The sequence below is a fragment of the Klebsiella sp. BIGb0132 genome, assembly GCF_024810075.1.
GTDB lineage: Bacteria > Pseudomonadota > Gammaproteobacteria > Enterobacterales > Enterobacteriaceae > Klebsiella > Klebsiella terrigena.
Genome location: NZ_JANUDW010000001.1, coordinates 202954 through 222939, shown reverse-complemented (window position 1 = coordinate 222939; position 19986 = coordinate 202954). Strand labels below are relative to the sequence as shown.

18 protein-coding genes are annotated in these 19986 nt (G+C 61.9%); 4 read left to right on the top strand and 14 right to left on the bottom strand.

All coding sequences use genetic code 11. From position 1 onward, the window contains the following. Positions 1-84 precede the first annotated feature (84 nt). The 4 genes from chiD to sppA all read right to left on the bottom strand — a co-directional run bounded on the left by chiD (position 85) and on the right by sppA (position 5589). Positions 85-1338: a chitinase ChiD gene (chiD, locus tag M2416_RS00975; RefSeq protein ID WP_259221649.1), complete on the bottom strand. Its 1254-nt coding sequence runs from the start codon at positions 1336-1338 to the stop codon at positions 85-87. 169 nt (positions 1339-1507) lie between these two features. After that, positions 1508-2149, bottom strand: a complete 642-nt coding sequence (gene pncA / locus M2416_RS00970; protein WP_259221648.1) for a bifunctional nicotinamidase/pyrazinamidase — start codon at positions 2147-2149, stop codon at positions 1508-1510. Between the two features lie 10 nt (positions 2150-2159). Beyond that, positions 2160-3176: an asparaginase gene (ansA, locus tag M2416_RS00965; RefSeq protein ID WP_259221647.1), complete on the bottom strand. Its 1017-nt coding sequence runs from the start codon at positions 3174-3176 to the stop codon at positions 2160-2162. Between the two features lie 559 nt (positions 3177-3735). Beyond that, complete coding sequence (sppA, locus tag M2416_RS00960; protein WP_076945331.1) at positions 3736-5589, bottom strand: signal peptide peptidase SppA; 1854 nt, start codon at positions 5587-5589, stop codon at positions 3736-3738. Between the two features lie 165 nt (positions 5590-5754). On the opposite strand from sppA, the gene M2416_RS00955 reads away from it, so the two are divergent. Then, positions 5755-6306: an NAD(P)H nitroreductase gene (locus M2416_RS00955; protein ID WP_259221646.1), complete on the top strand. Its 552-nt coding sequence runs from the start codon at positions 5755-5757 to the stop codon at positions 6304-6306. A 45-nt stretch (positions 6307-6351) separates the two neighbouring features. Here the strand turns inward: M2416_RS00955 and phoC are convergent, their stop codons facing one another. Beyond that, positions 6352-7098, bottom strand: a complete 747-nt coding sequence (gene phoC, locus M2416_RS00950) for an acid phosphatase PhoC (protein ID WP_041145115.1) — start codon at positions 7096-7098, stop codon at positions 6352-6354. A 227-nt stretch (positions 7099-7325) separates the two neighbouring features. Between phoC and selD the strand changes: the two genes are divergently transcribed. Both selD and M2416_RS00940 read left to right on the top strand, forming a co-directional pair. After that, complete coding sequence (gene selD, locus M2416_RS00945) at positions 7326-8369, top strand: selenide, water dikinase SelD (RefSeq protein WP_259221641.1); 1044 nt, start codon at positions 7326-7328, stop codon at positions 8367-8369. 4 nt (positions 8370-8373) lie between these two features. Further along, a complete protein-coding gene (locus M2416_RS00940; RefSeq protein WP_259221640.1) occupies positions 8374-10332 on the top strand; it encodes a DNA topoisomerase III in 1959 nt (652 codons plus the stop codon). A gap of 84 nt (positions 10333-10416) precedes the next feature. On the opposite strand, the gene gdhA is transcribed toward M2416_RS00940, so the two are convergent. Both gdhA and M2416_RS00930 read right to left on the bottom strand, forming a co-directional pair. After that, positions 10417-11760, bottom strand: a complete 1344-nt coding sequence (gdhA, locus tag M2416_RS00935; RefSeq protein ID WP_045855019.1) for an NADP-specific glutamate dehydrogenase — start codon at positions 11758-11760, stop codon at positions 10417-10419. Between the two features lie 296 nt (positions 11761-12056). Next, the gene (locus M2416_RS00930; RefSeq protein WP_259221638.1) at positions 12057-12467 is read right to left on the bottom strand and encodes a pyrimidine (deoxy)nucleoside triphosphate diphosphatase; all 411 of its coding nucleotides are present in this window, start codon (positions 12465-12467) and stop codon (positions 12057-12059) included. Between the two features lie 87 nt (positions 12468-12554). Here M2416_RS00930 and M2416_RS00925 point away from each other — a divergent pair, with 87 nt between their 5' ends. After that, positions 12555-13178, top strand: coding sequence for a CDP-alcohol phosphatidyltransferase family protein (locus M2416_RS00925; RefSeq protein ID WP_259221636.1), 624 nt, complete (start codon positions 12555-12557; stop codon positions 13176-13178). Between the two features lie 5 nt (positions 13179-13183). Here M2416_RS00925 and M2416_RS00920 read toward each other — a convergent pair whose 3' ends face one another. From M2416_RS00920 to M2416_RS00890, 7 genes are all read right to left on the bottom strand, one after another. Next, positions 13184-14491, bottom strand: coding sequence for a sulfurtransferase (locus M2416_RS00920; protein WP_259221635.1), 1308 nt, complete (start codon positions 14489-14491; stop codon positions 13184-13186). 87 nt (positions 14492-14578) lie between these two features. Beyond that, entirely contained in the window at positions 14579-15211 is a 633-nt protein-coding gene (locus M2416_RS00915) for an ATP-binding cassette domain-containing protein (protein WP_259221632.1), read from the bottom strand. Further along, positions 15211-16746: an ABC transporter permease subunit gene (locus tag M2416_RS00910; RefSeq protein ID WP_259221630.1), complete on the bottom strand. Its 1536-nt coding sequence runs from the start codon at positions 16744-16746 to the stop codon at positions 15211-15213. The genes M2416_RS00915 and M2416_RS00910 overlap by 1 nt, the downstream gene beginning before the upstream one ends. Then, positions 16719-17888, bottom strand: coding sequence for an ABC transporter substrate-binding protein (locus M2416_RS00905; RefSeq protein WP_259221628.1), 1170 nt, complete (start codon positions 17886-17888; stop codon positions 16719-16721). The genes M2416_RS00910 and M2416_RS00905 overlap by 28 nt, the downstream gene beginning before the upstream one ends. 2 nt (positions 17889-17890) lie before the next feature. After that, on the bottom strand, positions 17891-18460 hold the full coding sequence (locus M2416_RS00900) for a carboxymuconolactone decarboxylase family protein (RefSeq protein WP_076945342.1): 570 nt from the start codon (positions 18458-18460) through the stop codon (positions 17891-17893). Continuing rightward, entirely contained in the window at positions 18457-19167 is a 711-nt protein-coding gene (locus M2416_RS00895) for a TVP38/TMEM64 family protein (RefSeq protein WP_259221625.1), read from the bottom strand. The genes M2416_RS00900 and M2416_RS00895 overlap by 4 nt, the downstream gene beginning before the upstream one ends. After that, entirely contained in the window at positions 19154-19813 is a 660-nt protein-coding gene (locus M2416_RS00890) for a TVP38/TMEM64 family protein (RefSeq protein ID WP_259222849.1), read from the bottom strand. Before M2416_RS00890 ends, M2416_RS00895 begins: the two co-directional genes overlap by 14 nt. Positions 19814-19986: the final 173 nt, after the last annotated feature.

Here is a 19986-nt window from a genome sequence, read left to right as displayed (position 1 = left end):
ATCATAACCTATCCCAGGACGCGACACACCTCATCTCCTCCAGAGCGCCACGTCCCGCGCTGCGGGGCCGTAACGGTCCGCAGGCTAGTGCTTAATGCCTAACGACTCTGCCAGCTGTTTCGCCAGCTGATTTTGCTCGTCGGCGCCGTACTCCCAGAACATCGCCCCTGCCAGCCCCTTACTCTTGATATAGTCAGCCTTGAGGGCCACGGAGCGCGGGTTTTCGTAGGAGAGCGCAAACAGCGCCTTGCCGTCCGCCGACTGCACCGACAGCCACGGCACTTTCGCCTGCTCATCCCAGTGCTCGCTAAAGCGCTTGTGCGGATCGTTAAGCAGCTTCGCGACGATATCGTTGTACTTCACGTAGGTATCTTTGCTCAGATCGAAGCCCAGAGATTTGAACAGCGCGATCTGCTCGCTGCCGAAGTACGGCTGGGTGACGGGATTTTTCTGCGCATCGGGTTTGCTCCAGTCGATGCCCGGCTCAACCGCCCGTTTTGGCACCCGGCCATAGAAACCAATGCCGAGGTTCATCTGGCTCGGCTTTAAACCGGCGGCAAGATAGTTATTAACCACAAAATCGGCGCTGTACTTATCCGCTGCCGCCACCGTCGGCCAGCGCGTTGAATCGTACAGATTCGAGTTGAAGTACTGGGTGCCGTAGGCCATGTCGTAGGTCATCAGGTTGATGTAATCCAGCAGCGGGGCGATAGCTTTGACGTCGACCCAGCTTTTTGGGCTTTCGGCGTTAGCACCCACGGCGATGGTCACCAGCTTTTTATGACCCAATGCGCCACGCAGCTCCTTCAGCAGGGCGGTGAAGTTGTCGCGATCGGCAGGCTGGCTGGCGACCAGTCCCCACGCGCCGTTGACCGGATACTCCCAGTCGAGGTCGATACCGTCGAGGCCATACTGCGCGACGATCTCCTGCGCCGAGCGGATAAACGTCGCGCGGCTCTCCTCGCTGGCCGCCGCGCCGGAAAAGCCGCGCGCGCCCCAGCCGCCAACGGAGAGCAGAACCTTCAGCTCCGGGTTCTGCTGGCGCAGGGCGGGGATTTTGCGTAAATCAGCCTGCACTTTTGGCGACAGCCAAATCTGATGCAGGCGGGCAGGGTCTTTTAGCGCCGCGTTGGTTTCATCCTTTTCGTCGTTGTAGACCAGGCCAAAGGAGTAGTTGAGGTGGGTGATCTGGCGCACGTCCAGCTTATCGATGTCGCCGCCCGGACCGGCGGTCACGTCGCCGCCGCCGTTAAAGTAGCCGACGGACATCAGGGTTTGAGCTGAGACCGCAGAAGCGCAAAGCAGGGGTAATGCTGCCAGCAAAGGCAAAAGTTTCATGGACGATCCTCTTTGACATTAAAAAAGCAAACACGCCACGGAATGGCGTGGCGAAAAAATAGCCCGCCCACACTATCAGCAATAGCCTGTTGAATCTGCGAGTTAGCTCAATGAATCGCGCAGAGGAAGCGCAAGGGAGTGGCCCGAAGCGGCGGCTTCGGGCGAGGGGTCAGGCCTGGGTTTCCAGCCAGTCGCTGAGGGTATAGAGCGTTGCGCCGGCGGCGGCCATGGCCATAAAGGCGTGGGCGCTGTCCTGTGGCTGGATATTGACGCCGCGACAGCCGTCAGTAATCACGTTAACGCGATATCCGAGGTTGAGCGCATCGAGCACCGTAAACTGGACGCAGTAGTCGGTCGCCAGACCCAGCACGATGAGCTCGGCGATCCCGCGCGCGCGCAGCCAGTCGTCAAGCTGAGTTTTGTGGCGATGGCCGTTGTCGAAAAAGGCGCTATAGCTATCAATCGCCGGGTTTTCGCCCTTGTGGAACACGGCGGCAATATCCTGCCGCTTAAGCAGCGGATGCAGCTCTGCGCCGGCGCTGTGCTGCACGCAGTGATCCGGCCAGAAGGTCTGCGCCAGCCCGTCGAGCTCACCCTGCGAGTAGGGCTCGGCCTGGTGCTGGCTGGCGAAGCTGCCGTGGTTTGCCGGATGCCAGTCCTGGCTGGCGACCACGATTTCGCCGCGCGCCAGGCTCCAGTCGATCAGCCGGTTGGCGACATCAACGGTGCTATCGCCCTGCGGAACGGCGAGCGCGCCGCCCGCGCAAAAATCATTTTGTAAATCAACAAGCAGCAGTGCTCGATTGCTCATCATCAGCTCCTTACTCATCGGGAGTCAGCTCGCCGCGCAGGTTTTCCTGCATCAGGCGGCGAATGGCCTCTACGTCCAGATTCTGGCTCAGCAGGTAGTGCAGCTTGGTCAGCGTCGCCTCGACGGTCATATCGAAACCGCCGATCACGCCCGCCTGGGCGAGGGCGTTGCCGGTGGCATAGCCGCCCATGTTAACTTTGCCGGACATACACTGCGTCAGGTTAATCACCACAATCCCGCGCTGGCTGGCCTCGGTCAGAACCTGAATAAACTCGCCGTTCTGCGGGGCGTTACCGACGCCGTATGAGCGCAGGATCAGCGCCTTCACCGGCTGGCGGAGAAAATTGCGCACCACATCGGCGGAGATCCCCGGGTAAATCGTCACCACGCCGATCGGCTGCGGCGTAATCGGGTGCACGATCAGCTCGCCCGCGCCGTGCGGTGCCGGCGGTGTCCCGAGACGGCGGATATGGATCCCGGCCTCCAGCAGCGGCGCCAGATTTGGCGAAGCAAAGGCGTTGAAGCCGTCGGCATGGGCCTTGGTGGTGCGGTTACCGCGATACAGGCAGTTGTTGAAAAACAGCGCCACTTCGTTAATCGGGTAGTTCGCGGCAACGTACAGCGCGTTCAGCAGATTGATTTGCCCGTCGGAGCGCAGCTCGGCCAGCGGGATTTGTGACCCTGTCACAATTACCGGCTTGCCCAGATTCTCCAGCATGAACGACAGCGCCGAGGCGGTAAACGCCATGGTGTCGGTGCCGTGGAGGATCACGAAGCCATCGTACTCATCATAGCGGGCGCGGATGTCTTCCGCGATATGCTGCCAGTCCTCCGGCGTCATATCGGACGAATCCATCAGCGGGGCATATTCGTGAATGGTAAAGTCCGGCATCTCCGGACGGTGGAACTCAGGCATCAGCGCGAGCTGACGCTGCAGGTGGCCGGAAACGGGGATATAGCCGTGTTCGGAGCGCTGCATACCGATGGTCCCACCGGTGTAGGCAACGTAAATCGATTTCTTTTGCATAGCATCGCTTAGGTTGTACGTAGACAGGCGCAGTATAAGGTGGTCGCGAAAAAAATACAGCGTCTATACCCGTCATACTTCGAGCTGCAGGTGCGTTGGCGGCGCGTACTCACCCCGGCCTATACCCGTCATACTTCGAGCTGCAGATGCGTTGGCTGCGTGTGCTCACCCCAGTCACATAGTGGCCTATGCTCCCGGGGATTCGCTCACTTGCCGCCTTTCTGCAACTCGAATTATTTAGGGTATACCCGTTATTCGGGTTACAGATGTGCTGGCTGCGTATGCTCGCCCCGTGGCCTGTGCTCTCGGGGATTCGCTCACTTGCCGCCTTTCTGCAACTCGAATTATTTAGGGTATATCCGTTATTCGAGTTACAGATGTGCTGGCTGCGTATGCTCGCCCCGGTCACATAGTGACCTGGGCTCCCGGGGATTCGGCCACTTGCCGTCATCTTGCAGCCGGAATTATTTAGGGTATACCCGTTAACTTGAATGTAGATATGTTGGTTGGATTTGCTCACCCCGGCCTGTGGCCGGGGTGAGCTGTCGAACGAGGAGGGCTAGCGGATATTGGCGCAGGTTAAGCAGAACGCGTAGCGGTTCTGCGGATCGTTAAACGCCGCCAGCTTGTCGCTTTCGGCTTTCACCGCATTAGCGGCCGCTGCGACAGGCGCGGGCAGCCAGGCCTGCAGCGCCGTCGGCAGAGAGGCGCGAACGGAGCCGGTCAGGCTATCAACCACCATTGAGAAGAAGGTCGGATCTTCCTGGTAGTAGTCGATGTGCCACTGCTTCAGCTTCGCCAGCTCAGCGGCTTTCGCCACCGCGTCATCGAAGTCGCCGAGGCTATCCACCAGGCCGTTGGCTTTGGCATCTTCACCGGTCCAGACGTGGCCCTGGGCAATCTGGTCAACTTTCTCCGGCGTACTCTTACGCGCGTTAGCCACCAGGGTAATAAAGCGCTTATAGCCGTTCTCAATGCTCATCTGCATCATCTGCTGCACTTCTGGCGGCAATGATTTGGTGGTGGAAACATCCGCCAGCGGCGACGTTGATACGCCGTCGGTATGCACGCCGATAGAGCCGAGGGTGTTTTCAACGGTGTTGATCACGCCAAAGATGCCGATTGAACCGGTGAGGGTGCTCGGGTTCGCCACGATGTAGTCCGCAGGGGTAGAGATCCAGTAGCCGCCGGAGGCTGCCATGCCGCCCATGGAAACCACCACCGGTTTGCCTGCCGCTTTCGCCGCCGCCAGCTCTTCGCGAATCACTTCCGAAGCGCTGACGCTGCCGCCGGGGCTGTTAACGCGCAGCACGATGGCTTTCACCTTCGGATCGAGGCGCGCATCGCGGATCTGGGCCGCGGTGGTATCGCCGCCGACGTTGCCCGGCGTTTCTTCACCGTCCATGATCGCGCCGTTGGCGAAGATAACCGCAATCGAGGCGCCCTGGTCGGAAGGCGTCTTAACGCTGTAATCGTAATAGCTGATGGCGCGATAGTTGTTATCCGCCTTGCTCCAGCCAAACTGTTTGGTCAGCGCTTTTTCGATGTCGGTGGAGGTCGCCAGCTCGTCAACCAGCTTGCTGTCCAGGGCGTATTTCGCCGTATCGCCATCGACCTTACGCAGGCCGTCGAGCACGCCCTGAGCGCCGGGGAAGAGCTGCTGGGCGGTGATCTGCCGGTTGGCAGCGATGGTATTGAGATAGTTCTGCCACAGTTCGCCTATCCAGCGGCCGTCGGCTTCACGGGCGGCCGGGGACATATCGTCGCGGATAAACGGCTCGACCGCTGACTTGTAGGTGCCGACGCGGAAAACGTGGGTTGAGACCTTCAGCTTATCGAGCAGCGATTTGTAGTACAGGCCGTTAGTGGCAAAACCGTGCAGATCGACTTCGCCCTGCGGCGAGAGCCAAATTTTATTGGCGAAGCTTGCCAGATAGTACTGCCCCTGGCTGTAGCTGCTGCCGACGGCGTAGACCGGCTTGCCGCTATCGCGGAATTCGCGCAGCGCTTTACCGATGTACTGCATCGACGGCTGGTCACCGCCGGCAAAATTTTTCAGATCCAGCACGATACCGGTGATATTACGGTCGTCTTTGGCCTGACGGATGGTTTGTACGATATCAAACAGCGAGTTTTCCTGCAGGCGATCGGAGCTGGCGCCAAACAGCTGACGGCCAATGACCCCAAGCTTGCTGCTGGCTGAAGGCTTGTCGACCACCACGCCGGTGATATTCATCAGCAGCGCGCCGCGGGCGGCATGCTCGGTAGTGGTGCTGCTGAACTGCGCCCAGATGCCGAAGCAAACCAGCACCAGCAGCAGGAAAACCAGGTTCAGCGCGAGCTGACGAATAAAATTAAGTACTCGCCACGTCCATTTAAAAAATCCGGCAATCAGTCGCCAAAGGGTTCGCATGTATTCTCCCTAACATTATCAAAAGTGGGCTAACCGCAGGGGCTGCCGCGTCTGGCTATCCTAAAGAGACCATCGGCGCTTGTCAGCAGGAATCACCCGTCGGGCTGTAACAAAATTCGTGTGCATGTTAATTTTATGAAAAATAACCTCACAGGAGTCACATAGATGGATGCTCTCGACCTACTGATTAACCGCCGCAGCGCCTCGCGCCTGGTTGAACCAGCCCCGGCCGGCGAACAGCTGGAAAATATCCTCCGCGCCGGCCTGCGCGCCCCGGATCACGGGACCTTACAGCCGTGGCGGTTCTTTATTATTGCCGATGAAGGGCGCGAGCGCTTCAGCCAGCTGTTGGAAAAAGGCGCCGTTGCGGCCGGACAGGATGAAAAGGGCGTCGAGAAAGCGCGCAGCGCGCCGTTCCGGGCGCCGCTGATTATTACCGTGGTTGCCCACTGTGAGGATCACCCCAAGGTGCCTAAGTGGGAGCAGGAGATGTCGGCGGGCTGTGCGGTCATGGCGATGCAGATGGCCGCGGTTGCTCAGGGATTCAACGGTATCTGGCGCAGCGGAGCGTTAACCGAAAGCGCCATCGTGCGTGAAGGGTTTGCCTGCCGCGAGCAGGATAAGATTGTCGGTTTCCTCTATCTGGGGACGCCGCAGCTGAAGGCATCAACCAGCATCGCTGTGGCCGACACCGCGCCGTTCGTCGTGCGTTTCTGAGGATAAATTGCCCGGCAGGCGCCTGCCGCCGGGCTGCTTCAGGCGCTACTTCTGCTGTTTAGCAAACTCATCTTTCGCTTTCTGCAGCTGCTGCTGGAAAGCCGGGTTGGTATGCAGCGTCGCGACGACCGCCGAGCCGACAATGCGCGCCGCGTCGACGTCGCTTTGCCAGTGATAGCCGCAGATCACCCGGCTCTCGCCGAGCTCGTAGCCGCGCTTGAGGATCTCATTCTGCCGCTGCGGGTTAACTTCGGCCAGCACCAGCGCCGTGGCCCAGCCGATAGAGGTATGGCCGGAAGGATAGGAGCCATTCTTCGACAGCTTATCCTGCTCGGTGGTGTTGCAGGTGGCGACGCCGTAAAACGCGAACGGACGAATGCGCATGTACTTCTCTTTCGCCCCGCGAGTCGCCAGGTCGCCCGCATCTTCAATCATATTGGTCAGCAGCTTGTGCAGCGCCGGCGCGTCCTTTTCGGTGATCGGCGAGCCGAATGCGCCGGAGAAGGCGTTCGCCACGCCGCCTGCGCTGAGGTTTGCGTCCTCCGCCGCTAGCTTACCGCGCTCGGTGGCCCGCAGCAGACGTCCTTTTTCATACATCGCCTGATCGTTTAAAAAGGCGATACTGCCCACTTCCGGCGGCGGCGGCAGGAGCGCCAGGCTATCGATGGCCTGAGCATTTTTCAGGTAGTAGAGGTCAGGTTTAGTCGTGGCATCGTTACCCGTTGCCGTCAGGGCAAAAGCGTTAACGGAGAAGAGGCCTGCCAGGCAAAGGGCGAGAACGCGCTTTTTCATCAAAATTTCCTTTCGTTGGTATCTGTCCACAGAGAGCAGAACGTTTGGCTGTCACATTTCTGTCATCTTTTAGTTAAAGTTAAAATGACGCTGAAAAAATGGTTCTCTATCGCAAAATCGCATATTTGTCTGCTTAATGAGCAACTATTCGCGATTTCAGACTGTCGTACTTACCACCTTGACGTTTGGGCGCTACCATAGCGGGATTGCAATGACAGGAGATGTCCATGAGCGAGCAAGCTATTCGTTTAACGCAATACAGCCACGGAGCCGGTTGCGGGTGTAAAATTTCCCCTAAAGTGCTGGAAACTATCCTTAAAAGTGACCAAGCAAAATTTATTGACCCCAATCTGCTGGTGGGCAACGAAACCAGCGACGATGCGGCGGTCTACGACCTGGGCAACGGCACGTCCATCATCAGCACCACCGACTTCTTTATGCCGATTGTCGACAGCCCGTTCGACTTTGGCCGCATTGCCGCGACTAACGCCATCAGCGATATTTTCGCCATGGGCGGCAGGCCGATTATGGCGATAGCGATCCTCGGCTGGCCGATTAATACCCTGGCGCCGGAAATCGCCCGTGAAGTGGTTGACGGCGGCCGCTTTGCCTGCCAGCAGGCGGGGATCGCGCTGGCCGGCGGCCACTCCATTGACGCGCCGGAGCCGATTTTTGGCCTCGCGGTGACCGGCGTGGTGCCCACCGAGCGGATCAAGAAAAACAGCACCGCCGAGGCGGGATGCCGGCTGTTCCTCAGCAAACCGCTGGGGATCGGCGTGCTGACCACCGCCGAGAAAAAATCGCTGCTCAAGCCTGAGCACCAGGGGCTGGCTACCGAAACTATGTGTCAGATGAACCTCGCTGGCGCCGCGTTTGCCAATATTGACGGCGTGAAGGCGATGACCGACGTCACCGGCTTTGGCCTGCTTGGCCACCTGAGCGAGGTGTGCCGCGGGGCGGGCGTACAGGCGCAGCTGAACTATGCCGACATCCCGAAACTGCCGGGCGTGGAGGAGTACATTCTCGCCGGCGCGGTTCCCGGCGGCACCGGACGCAATTTCGCCAGCTACGGCCATCTGATGGGCGAAATGCCCGCGGAGTGGCGCGATCTGCTGTGCGATCCGCAAACCTCCGGCGGCCTGCTGCTGGCGGTCTCGCCGGAAGCTGAAGACGAGGTCCGCGCGGCGGCAGAGGCGTCCGGCGTGACGCTGGCCGCTATCGGCGAGCTGGTTACCGCCCGCGGCGGACGCCCCATGATCGAGATCCGTTGATTACATGCGGCTGTTTATTGCAGAAAAACCGAGCCTCGGCCGCGCCATCGCCGAGGTGTTACCCAAGCCGCATCGCAAGGGTGACGGCTATATTGAGTGCGGCAACGGGCAGGTGGTCACCTGGTGTATTGGCCATCTGCTGGAGCAGGCGCAGCCGGATGTCTACGACGGGCGCTACGCGCGCTGGAACCTGGTCGATCTGCCTATCGTCCCGGATAAGTGGCAGCTACAGCCGAAACCCTCGGTCAGCAAACAGCTTAACGTTATCAAGCGGCTGCTGGGCGACGCCGAAGAGGTGATCCACGCCGGTGACCCGGACAGAGAAGGTCAGCTGCTGGTGGATGAAGTTCTCGACTATCTGCAGCTGGCGCCGGAAAAGCGTCAGCAGGTGCAGCGCTGCCTGATAAACGATCTTAACCCGCAGGCGGTTGAGCGGGCGATCTCTCGCCTGCGCGCCAACAGCGAGTTTATTCCGCTCTGCGTATCGGCGCTGGCGCGCGCGCGCGCCGACTGGCTGTATGGGATCAACATGACCCGCGCCTACACGCTGCTCGGGCGCAACGCGGGCTATCAGGGCGTGCTCTCGGTCGGGCGCGTGCAGACGCCGGTGCTCGGGCTGGTGGTGCGCCGCGATGAAGAGATCGAGAACTTTGTGGCAAAGGATTTCTTCGACGTCAAAGCCCATATCGTCACTCCCCAGGACGAGCGCTTTGTCGCGACCTGGCAGCCGAGCGATGCCTGCGAATCCTGGCAGGATGATGAAGGACGCCTCCTGCACCGCCCGCTGGCCGAACACGTCGTCGCGCGGATTACCGGTCAGCCGGCGCTGGTCACCGCCTACAACGATAAGCGGGATTCAGAGCCCGCTCCGCTGCCGTTTTCGCTCTCTGCGCTGCAGATTGAGGCCGCAAAGCGTTTTGGCTTCAGCGCGCAAAACGTGCTGGATATTTGCCAGAAGCTCTACGAGACCCACAAGCTTATCACCTACCCGCGTTCGGACAGCCGCTACCTGCCGGAGGAGCATTTCGCCGGTCGCCATACGGTACTCAACGCCATTGGCGTCCACGCGGCGGATTTACTGCCCCAGCCGGCGGTTAACCCGGAGATCCGCAACCGCTGCTGGGACGATAAAAAGGTTGATGCGCACCATGCCATCATTCCCACCGCGCGCAGCAGCCAGGTGCGGCTGACGGAGAACGAGATCAAGGTCTACGGCCTGATCGCGCGTCAGTACCTGATGCAGTTTTGCCCGGACGCGGTGTTCCGCAAATGCCAGATTGACCTTGAAATCGCCAACGGCAAGTTTGTCGCCAAGGCGCGCTTCCTCGCCGAGGCCGGCTGGCGGGCGCTGCTGGGTAATAAAGAGCGCGACGAAGAGAACGACGGTACGCCGCTGCCGGTGGTGGCGAAAGACGATGAGCTGCTGTGTGAGAAGGGCGAAGTGGTGGAGCGGCAAACCCAGCCGCCGCGCTATTTTACCGACGCGACGCTGCTCTCTGCGATGACCGGGATTGCCCGCTTTGTGCAGGATAAGGATCTGAAGAAGATCCTGCGCGCCACCGACGGTCTGGGCACCGAGGCGACCCGCGCCGGAATTATTGAGCTGCTATTTAAGCGCGGCTTTTTAGTCAAGAAAGGGCGCTATATCCACTCGTCGGACGCGGGACGGGCGCTGATCCACTCCCTGCCCGAAATGGCCGCTCGGCCGGATATGACCGCGCACTGGGAATCGGTGCTGACGCAAATCAGCGAAAAGCAGTGCCGCTATCAGGACTTTATGCAGCCGCTGGTGGGAACGCTGTATCAGCTTATCGACCAGGCGCGCAGCACGCCCGCGCGTCAGTTCCGCGGTATCGTTGCGCCGGGTGGCGCTAAGAAAGCGTTCAGCAAAGGCAAGCCAGGAGCGAAGGCCAGGGGCAAGGGCAAGAAGCCGGCGGCGGATGCGCCTGCCGACAATCCATAATCAAAGACCCCGCAGGCGGGGTCTTTTTGGTTGGGCTCCGTCAGCTGCTCTCCCGGAAAAGCGCGACCCGGGAGAGCCTGCGGATTAAATCACACCCTGTGCCAGCATCGCGTCGGCGACCTTAACGAAGCCGGCGATGTTGGCGCCGCGCACGTAGTTAGTCTGCTTCGCTTCGCCGCCGTACTCCACGCAGGCGTGGTGAATATCGAGCATGATGTGGTGCAGGCGAGCGTCAACCTTCTCTGCTTTCCAGCTCATTCGCGCGGCGTTCTGCGCCATTTCGAGGCCGGAAGTCGCTACGCCGCCGGCGTTAGCGGCTTTACCCGGCGCGAACAGCACGTCGGCTTCGAGGAACAGATCGGTTGCCGCGATGGTGGTCGGCATATTGGCGCCTTCGGCCACGGCCTTCACGCCGTTGGCGATCAGCTGGCGGGCGGCGTCAACGTCCAGTTCGTTTTGCGTGGCGCACGGCAGCGCAATATCCACCGGCACGGACCACGGCTGCTGGCCTTCGAGATACTGCAGGCCAAACTCGCGGGCGTAGTCGGCCACGCGACCGTCGCGGCTGGCTTTAATTTCGCACAGGCGCGCCAGCTTCTCTGGGGTAAAGCCCGCTTCGTCGACCACGGTTCCGCTGGAGTCGGAGGCGGTAATGACGCGCGCGCCAAGCTCCATGGCCTTTTCGATGGCGTACTGGGCAACGTTGCCGGAGCCGGAAACCGCTACGCGCATCCCTTCGAAGCCCAGACCGTGGCGTTTAAGCATCGCTTCGGTGAAGTAGACCAGACCATAGCCGGTTGCTTCCGGGCGAATCAGGCTGCCGCCAAAGGAGAGCCCTTTGCCGGTGAAGACGCAGGCGCTGTTGTTGGAGAGCTTACGCATCATCCCGGCCATAAAGCCCACTTCGCGACCGCCAACTCCGATATCGCCAGCCGGTACGTCGGTGTCCGGGCCTAAGTGACGATACAGTTCGGTCATCAGCGACTGGCAGAAGCGCATCACTTCGCCGTCGCTCTTGCCTTTCGGATCGAAGTCGCTGCCGCCTTTACCGCCGCCCATAGGCAGGGTGGTCAGGGCGTTTTTGAACGTTTGCTCGAAGCCGAGGAATTTGAGGATCGACAGGTTGACCGACGGGTGGAAGCGCATGCCGCCCTTGTACGGGCCGATAGCGGAGTTGAACTGCACGCGCCAGGCGCGGTTAACCTGAACCTGATTACGGTCATCAACCCATACGACGCGGAACTGGATAGCCCGCTCCGGTTCAACCAAACGTTCCAGCAGATTGAGCTGGCGATAGCGCGGATTTTCCTCAAGGAAAGGCCACAGGGTGGTCATCACCTCGCGGACGGCCTGAGCAAATTCGGTTTGATGAGGATCGCGCTGTTGAACGCGGGCGAGAAAACCTTCCAGAGTGCACGTCTGATCCATAGATATAACTTCCCCTTATAGTTGTGGTTGCGTTTATACATGTCATCCTTCAGGCTGGCGGCGCTCGCTTACCCGGTGCGCCTGCTCGCGTAAGCAGCCGGAGAAAGGCTCCCATGCTGCCGCGGTGCAACCTGAATGATTTTATGGATATTTATTATGATTCGGCCCTTGAAAAAGCCGATTTTCCGACTATAACACCAGCAATCGTTAGGCAAGCAAGGAAAAGTTATCCTGAAAGCAAAATTTATAATCCGCCGGCTGTCATAACTAAAAGCGATGACCGCGGCCTGACGGGATTAGCGGGAAAGGAGAGACGCGCTTTGGGCGATAAAGGCTTCCAGCAGGGGGATATCCGCTGGCGCGAGGTTGAAGGTTAAGGCTTCCTGCGGCGCGCACCAGCGCAGCTGGCTGTGGTAGTGCGCGGTTGGCGTACCGCTAAAGTGGGGCACCCACCAGGCGTGGAGATGGATCAGCCGGCCGGAGACCTCCCGCCGGTGGCTGGCGATATAGCGTGCGGGCAGGGCGACGATGCCGAGCTCCTCCTGCAGCTCGCGGGCAAGGGCCTGCGCCTGGCTCTCGCCGGACTCCACCTTTCCGCCGGCAAACTCCCACATTCCCGGCTGGTCAGCGTGCGGCGGGCGCTGCGCAAGCAGGATATTGCCGTCCTGCTCGATAATGGCGGCCACAACATCAATGGTTTTTAGCATCTGAATCATCGTTCCATGAAGGATAATGGCCTATTATCACCGCCTTTGTGACGCCCAGACAACCCCTTAGCCCGCTGGAGATATGCCGTGCTCGACCGCCATCTGCACCCCCGCCTGAAGCCACTGCTCAACGCCTGCGCCGCGCGGCTCGATCGCCCCGGCATCTCCGCCGATGGCGTAACCCTGCTGGGCTTCGCCGTTGGCGTACTGGCGCTGCCGTTGCTGGCGGCAGGATGGTACTACGCGGCGCTGGCGGCCATTGTCTTGAACCGGCTGCTGGACGGGCTTGACGGGGCGCTGGCGCGCCGCAGAGGGCTAAGCGACGCCGGGGGCTTTCTCGATATTGCGCTCGATTTCCTGTTTTATGCGCTGGTGCCGTTTGGCTTTATCCTCGCCGATCCGCTGCACAACGCCGTTGCCGGCGGCTGGCTGCTGCTTGCCTTTATTGGTACCGGCAGCAGCTTTCTCGCCTTTGCGGCGCTGGCGGCAAAGCACCAGATTGATAACCCGGGCTATGCGCATAAATCGTTTTACTATATTGGCGGCCTGACGGAGGGGACGGAGACGATCCTGCTGTTCGTGCTGTGCTGCCTGTTTCCGGCGCACTTCGCCTGGCTGGCGTGGATCTTCGGCGGACTGTGCTGGCTGACGACGGCGACCCGCATCTACAGCGGCTACCTGACGCTGAAGCAGGTTCAGCGCCAGGCGTAGGCCAGCTATATGCTGCTATCCGGGCCGCGCTCGCCGCTCTGTACCGGATTTTTAGGATCGCTGCTCCACTCGTACCAGCCGCCGTCGTAGACCGAGACATTTTTCCAGCCCATCGCGCGGGCGTACATAAAGGTCTCGGAGGCGCGCCAGCCGGTTCCGCAGTAGAAAGAGACCTGCTGATCGGGGCGAATATTCCACTGCTGCCACATGGCGGTAATGTCGTCGGCGCTGCGCATGGTGCCATCCGGATTATGGAAATCTTCCATATGGGTGGAATCGCTTCCCGCATGGCCCCAGCGCGCGCCGGCAATCTCACCTTTGGGCTTGATGTAGCTATAGCCGCTGGTGGTGCCGATAAACTCCGGCCACGAGCGAATGCTGACCAGCGAGGCATCCTGACGATGCAGCAGCCCGCGGGCCTGCTCCATATCCAGCATCAGCTGCGGCTGTCCGGGGATAACGGCGCCAAAGTCCGGCTCCGGCTTCTGCTTCGCCGGCATGCCGCGTTCGACCGGCAGCCCGGCGTCGGACCAGGTTTTCCAGCCGCCGTCGAGCAGGCGGACGTCCTTCACTCCCGCATACAGCATGATCTGCGCCACGCGCGCGGCGGCGTAGACGTCGCGGCCGTAGAGAATGACCGTGGTGTCATGACGAATGCCGTTTTTTGCCAGCAGGGCCTGCAGCTGCGCGTCGGAGACTTTGTTCCACAGTGGTTCGCTCTCCACCTCGTTGGTGTCGATATAGCCGGCGGCAGGAATGTGGTTCAGCAGATAAAATTTCGGTGCGCCCCAGGCGGCTTCAAAAACTTTCCACTGGCCGGCGGGCGCGGCGGCGACCGCTTTACCTTGCTGCAGATCGTGCAGCCACTGAGGGTAGACCAGCTGTTCGACGTGCGGCAGCTTTTGCAGGCGCGCGGGCTGGCTGAGGGCATCGCTGAGGGTGTTGATATGGGTAAAGCCCGCGACCTTCAGGCGAGCGGCAACCCGGGCGTTGTCCTCATCGCTACCGTACAGCGCGATGGGCGTCGCGGCCTGCAGCCGATGCCGGGCTGCCCATGCGCCGAGCTGCTGGTCGTTCATGGCGCCCAGCCAGCTGGCGGAGAGGTTCAGCGCCTGCGGCTCGTGGCCCTGCGGGCCGCCGTTGGCCTGCGGCCAGCCGTTATAAAACGCGCTCAGGCGGGTATCGATGGCGACGCCGTGCTGTTGTTGCAGGGCGGAGAGCGTCAGCGCTGGCATGGCGTCAGCAGCGAAAGTAGAGGAAGCAGCAAGCCCAACCAGCAGGGCGAGCGCGGTCAATTGAGAAACACGTTTCATCGAAATGCCCGACAGTAGAAAATTGAGCGGCTATTCTCCTCGCTCCCGGCGGTGAATTCTTTGCGATAACGCAGGTCAGGGCGGTTTTCATTGCCAGCGGCTCATCTGCAGGCAGCGGCCAACTGCGGGGATATCGTGGCTGTCGTGGGTGACCAGCACCGCCGGGATCGCCAGCCGGGCGAGCTCGTCGAACACCCAGCGGCGAAAATCGGCGCGCAGTTCGGCATCGAGGCGGTTAAACGGCTCATCCAGCAGCAGCGCCAGCGGCCGGGCCAGTAGCGCCCGTAGCAGGCTGACGCGCGCGCGCTGTCCGCCGGAGAGCGTCGCCGGATCGCGAGGGTAGAACCCCGCCAGACCGGCGCGATCCAGGGCGTGCTCCACCAGGGCGCGCCGTTCGGCACCGCGAACCTCAGGCGCAACCGCGAGCATCAGGTTTTGCCCGACGCTAAAGCCATCGAACAGCAGGGCATCCTGAAAAAGGACGCCGATTCGCCGCCGCTCGGTGGGGCGTCCGTCGCAGCGCTCGCCGTCCAGCCACAGTTCGCCTGCGGCGTGAAAATTCTCGTCAAGCGCGCCGGCCATCCAGGCAAACAGCGTCGATTTCCCGCTCCCGGAGGGGCCCATCAGCGTCAGCACTTCCCCCGGGGCGACGCAAAATTCAACGTTCCGCAGCAGCGGCCTGCCGTTGAGCGTTAGGGTCAGGTTGTTCACGGTCAGCACTAGCGTAATCCTCGTCGGTAGCGGCCCGCCAGCCAGGCCAGCAGGGCGGTGAGGGTAAAGAAGATCGCGGGCAGCAGCAGCTGCCATAATGCCTGAGCGGCAAGGCTTTGCGTATCCCCTCCGCTGCTCAGCGCCACGGCTTCGCTGGTTAACGTCGGCGTGCGTCCGGCGCCCAGCCAGAGCGTTGGCAGATACTGGGCAATACTGACCGAGAAGCCAACCGCCAGCGCCGCCAGCAGCGGGCGAACGAGCAGCGGCAGCTTAACCAGGCACAATATCCGCCCGCGTCGCCAGCCGAGCGTGCGGGCGATCAGCTCCAGGCGCGGATCGCGGTTGCGCCATGCCGGGCGCAAAATAAACAGCATCCACGGCACGACCCACAGCAGGTGACCCCACAGGACGGTGAAGAGCCGCCCGTCCAGCCACGCGTAGAGCGCCAGCTGATACTGACCGTCCGCCAGCGGCAGCGCCGGGAGAAGCGGCGGCAGCCAGACCCAACCGTCGCCGCGGGAAGGTCCATACTCCAGCCACAGCAGGCAAATGATGCCGCCCAGCGCGCAGGAGAGGAGCGCCAGGGTCAGGCTGTTGGCGACGCTGGCGCCTGCCGGAACGGCGGTTTGCGCGACGGCGGCGAGAAACAGGGCGCAGAGCAGGCCGCTCAGCGGCACGGCGATGGCCACCACGCGCCCGACGCCCGCGCCGGAGTGGAGACGCCGCACGCCGCGCAGGTCCGGTATCCGTCGACGCCACAGGCGCCAGGATCCCCACGCGCCGGCGGCCAGCAGCCCCAGAATACCCACCAGCAGCAGGCTGGCGAGCGCCCCTTTTGCCTGCTGCAGTTCGTCTCCCTGGTTTAGCCACTGCCAGGCCAGCACCGCCAGCGTTGACGGATTTCCCGGACCGAGGATAAGCGCGACGTCTACCGCCGACAGGCTCCAGGCGGTGGTGGCGAGCAGGATAATTGCCAGCGAGGGCATCAGCGTCGGCAGAATAAGCCAGTGCAGGCACTGCCAGCGGCCGTAGCCGAGGCTCTTCAGCACCGTGACCTGCTCAGCCAGCCGCTTTTCGCCCATCAGGCCGTAGATCGCCCACAGCAAAAAGCCGCTCTCCTTCACCGCCAGCGTCAGGCCGAGCCCCAGGCCGTAGCGATCGACGGCGGGCGTGCAGAAGGTACAGACCCGATACCACCAGCCGCCTTCGGCAAACAGCAGCAGCGCGGCGGTGGCGAAGGCCACGTGCGGTACCGCCAGCAGCAGCGGCAGACGCCCGGCCAGCCGCCGCCAGCGTCGGGAGGGCCACAGCGCCCCGGTGACGGTCAGGGTGAGCAGCAGCGCGCCGCCGACCGCCAGCAGGGTTGAGACCAGGGTTGCGCTGAGCGCCTGCCACAGCTGCGGATCGGCAAACAGCGCCTGCCAGCGGGAGAGACGCAGCGCGGGGGCAAGCATCAGCCCTGCCGCGGGCAGCAGGGGCAGATAAATCAGCCCCATCGCGCCCCACGCCAGCAGGCTCAGCGCGTGCCGTAGCGGCGCAGCCATTCCTGCTCCAGCGCGTCAACCCAGGCGGCGTGCGGTTCCGCCAGTACCGGCGGCATATTCTGCGGCATCAGCCGTCGCAGAGCCTCGCCCTCGGCCGGCGGCAGAGCCTGCGGGTCAAGCACGCTCGGATCGCCCCATACCGCGGGATCGGCCTTGCGCAGCTGCGCCGCCGGCGACAGCAGAAAATTCGCCACCACCTTCGCCCCCGCCGATGCGCGGGCGTTGGCCGGGATCGTCACAAAGTGCACGTTGCCGAGGGTGCCTTTGGTGAAGCCAAATCCGTAGCTATCCTTCGGCAGCTCGCCGCTGGCGGCCTTCTGCTGCGCATGCAGCGGGTTAAAGGTGAGCGAGAGGCGCAGGGTGCCGTTCGCCAGCATGGTATCCATGCGCGCCGCGGAGGGCGGGAAATCGCCGCCTTCGCGCCACAGCAGCGGATGAAGCTCGTCGAGATAGCGCCACAGCGGGGCGGTGACCTCGGCAAAACTCGCGGCCTGCGGCGGCTGGCGAAGGGCGTCGGGCTGCCGGGTCAGCTCGATAAGCAGCTGCTCCAGCAGAGCGGTACCGATGAAGTCCGGCGGGCGGGGATAGGTGACGCTTCCCGGATGGGCGGCGGCAAACGCCAGCAGCGCCTGCGGGTTTTTCGGCCCGTCCGGGGTTTGCGAGCGGCGGGCGATAAAGGTGAGCTGGGCGCTGCCCCACGGCGACTCCGCGCCGTCGGTGGGCATGGAAAAATCCTCGCTGACCGGCTTCTGCCGATCGACATAGCGCCAGTTGGGCAGCGTCTGCGCCCACCCGGTTTGCAGCAGCCCGGCGGCTTTCAGGGTGTGAAAGTTCTCGCCGTTAACCCACAGCAGGTCAATGGAGCCGCCCCGGCTGCGCCCGGCCCGCGCTTCGGTCTGGATCCGCCTGACGGCATCGGCGGCATCGGCAATATGAACGATCCGCAGGTCAATCGCATAGTCGCGCTTAACCGCTTCGCTGACCCAATCCAGGTAGCGGTTGACCGCAGGATCGCCGCCCCAGGCGTTAAACCACACCGTTTGCCCGCGCGCCTGCGCTTCGGTCTGCTGCCAGCTCTCGCCGGCGTTGACCGCCAGCGGCATCAGCAGCAGCGCCGCCAGCCAAATCCAACAACAACGCATACTCACTCCTTATGATTTGAATCTGCAGGCCCGGAGGTCGGGATCCGACACAGGCCCTGCGCCGGGATGGCCATGGCGGAATTAAAGCGCGCGGAGAGATTTTGCAGGCCGATCAGCGCCGTCAGCTCGGTGAGCGCCCGGGCATCAAAGCGTGCCGCCAGCCGGTCGCGCAGCGCATCGTCAACGGTGGGGGGCGTCAGGCTGGCGGCCTCGGCATATTCCAGCGCCAGCCGCTCGCTATCGCTGAACAGCCCGCTGTGCCGCCAGTCGGCGACCGCCAGTAATTTATCGCGGCCGCCGCTGCGTTGCGCCAGCTTCATCTGCGTAATATCAATACAAAATTCGCACAGGCACATCTGGGCGATACGCGCGCTGACCAGCGAACGCAGCACCGGGTCGAGCGGCGAGCGTCGGCGTTCGAGATAGCCGACAAACATCGACACCAGGTAAAAAATAAACGGAATGCGCCCCCACCAGCGAATGGGGTTGAGCACCTCCCCGTAGTGGCGGCGGTGCAGCCAGGCCTGCGGGCGGAGGATCGGCGGTACGGAGTCCAGCGGCGGCAAACTCATGGTGAATTCCTCTTTTGACGTTCAGAATAGCGCGCTTTGGCGATAGCGATAACCACCGCCAGCGCCAGCAAAATAGAGAGTCCGGTGACCAGCCAGAAGATTCCGCCGGTTAACAGGCTGCCCGCCCAGGAGTAGATGATGGTGGCCGGGAGCTGGCCGACGCCGGTGGCAATCGCAAACTGGCGAAAGCGAATGGAGGTCAGGCCGGCGGCGTAGCTGATGGGATCGAACGGAACAAACGGCAGCAGCCGGCAAACCAGCACGGTGTGCCTGCCGTAGCGGTCAAAAAAGGCGTCCATGCTGCGGAGGATCGTTTTTCCGCTCAGCTTCTCAACCGCCTCGCGGCCGCAGACTCTGGCGATGAAAAAGCACAGCGCCGCGCCCGCCATCGCGCTGGCCCAGGAGAGAACGCCGCCCCAGAATGCGCCAAACAGCGAGGCGTTGGCGAAGGTGATTAAAAAGGCGGGCAGCGGGGCGACCACGGCCTGCAGGATCATGAGGGCGAAGGAGACCAGCGCCGCCTGCGGGCCGTACGAGTCGATAAAGCGCTCAATGGCCTGCGGATCTAACGCCGAGAACGCCGCCAGGCTGCGCTGGATAAACTCATTCGCGGCAGGGACCCGCCAGCCGATGAGCAGCGCGGCGGCCAGCGCGACGACGGTCGCGAGCCGATAGTAGCGGAACGGGCGCGGTTTAGCGGGTCTCATCCTCAGCCTTGATATTATCGGGTGCGATCCGCCGACGGCGGGCAAACATTTTCGCCGCCTGAACCAGGCCAAACAGCGCCATGCCGGCGAGGCTCAGTTTAAGCATAAACGCGAGGGTCATGCCCTCCCTGGCGAGCTCGCTGGCCATCAGGGTATAGATAAAGATACCCGGCAGGGTAGTGAGCGCGGAAATAAGCGTAAATGACCAGAATGAAATGGCCGTCAGGCCATAGGCATAGTTTTGGATATTATACGGAAACAGTGGAACCAGCCGCGTCAGAATTAAAAAATCGCTGCCGTTACGGGCAATGCCGCGCTCGATTGCCCGCAGCGTTGCCGTATCGCCGGCGTATTTCAGCAGTGCGTCGCGGCCCAGCCAGCGGGCCAGCAGGAATGAAAGCGCAGAGCCAACGGTGGCGGCGCAGAGCGATAAAAGCGTGCCCGTCAGCGGGCCAAAGACAATACCGCCGACCGCCACCAGAATAGTGCCGGGGATCAGGCACAGCGTGGCGACAATAAATAGCGCGATATAGAGCAGATAGCCGCAGGCGCCGCTCTGAGCGATCAGCGTCTGCAGATGGCGGAAATGGGTCAGCAGCCCGCCGAGGCCGAAGTGATAGACGGCGCCGGCGGCAGTGCACAGCAGAATAGCGGCAAGCAGCAGTTTATATTCAGCGGGATAACGGCTTCTTTTGCATTGGGGGCCTCCTGTAAAAACCGCGCCCCTTGAGCCTGTTCTCGGGAAATAACGGTGCGCGCGACAGTATAGTAAATCGCGCAGCGCAACAACGGATTACCACCGCTTTGTTGATTTTGCTC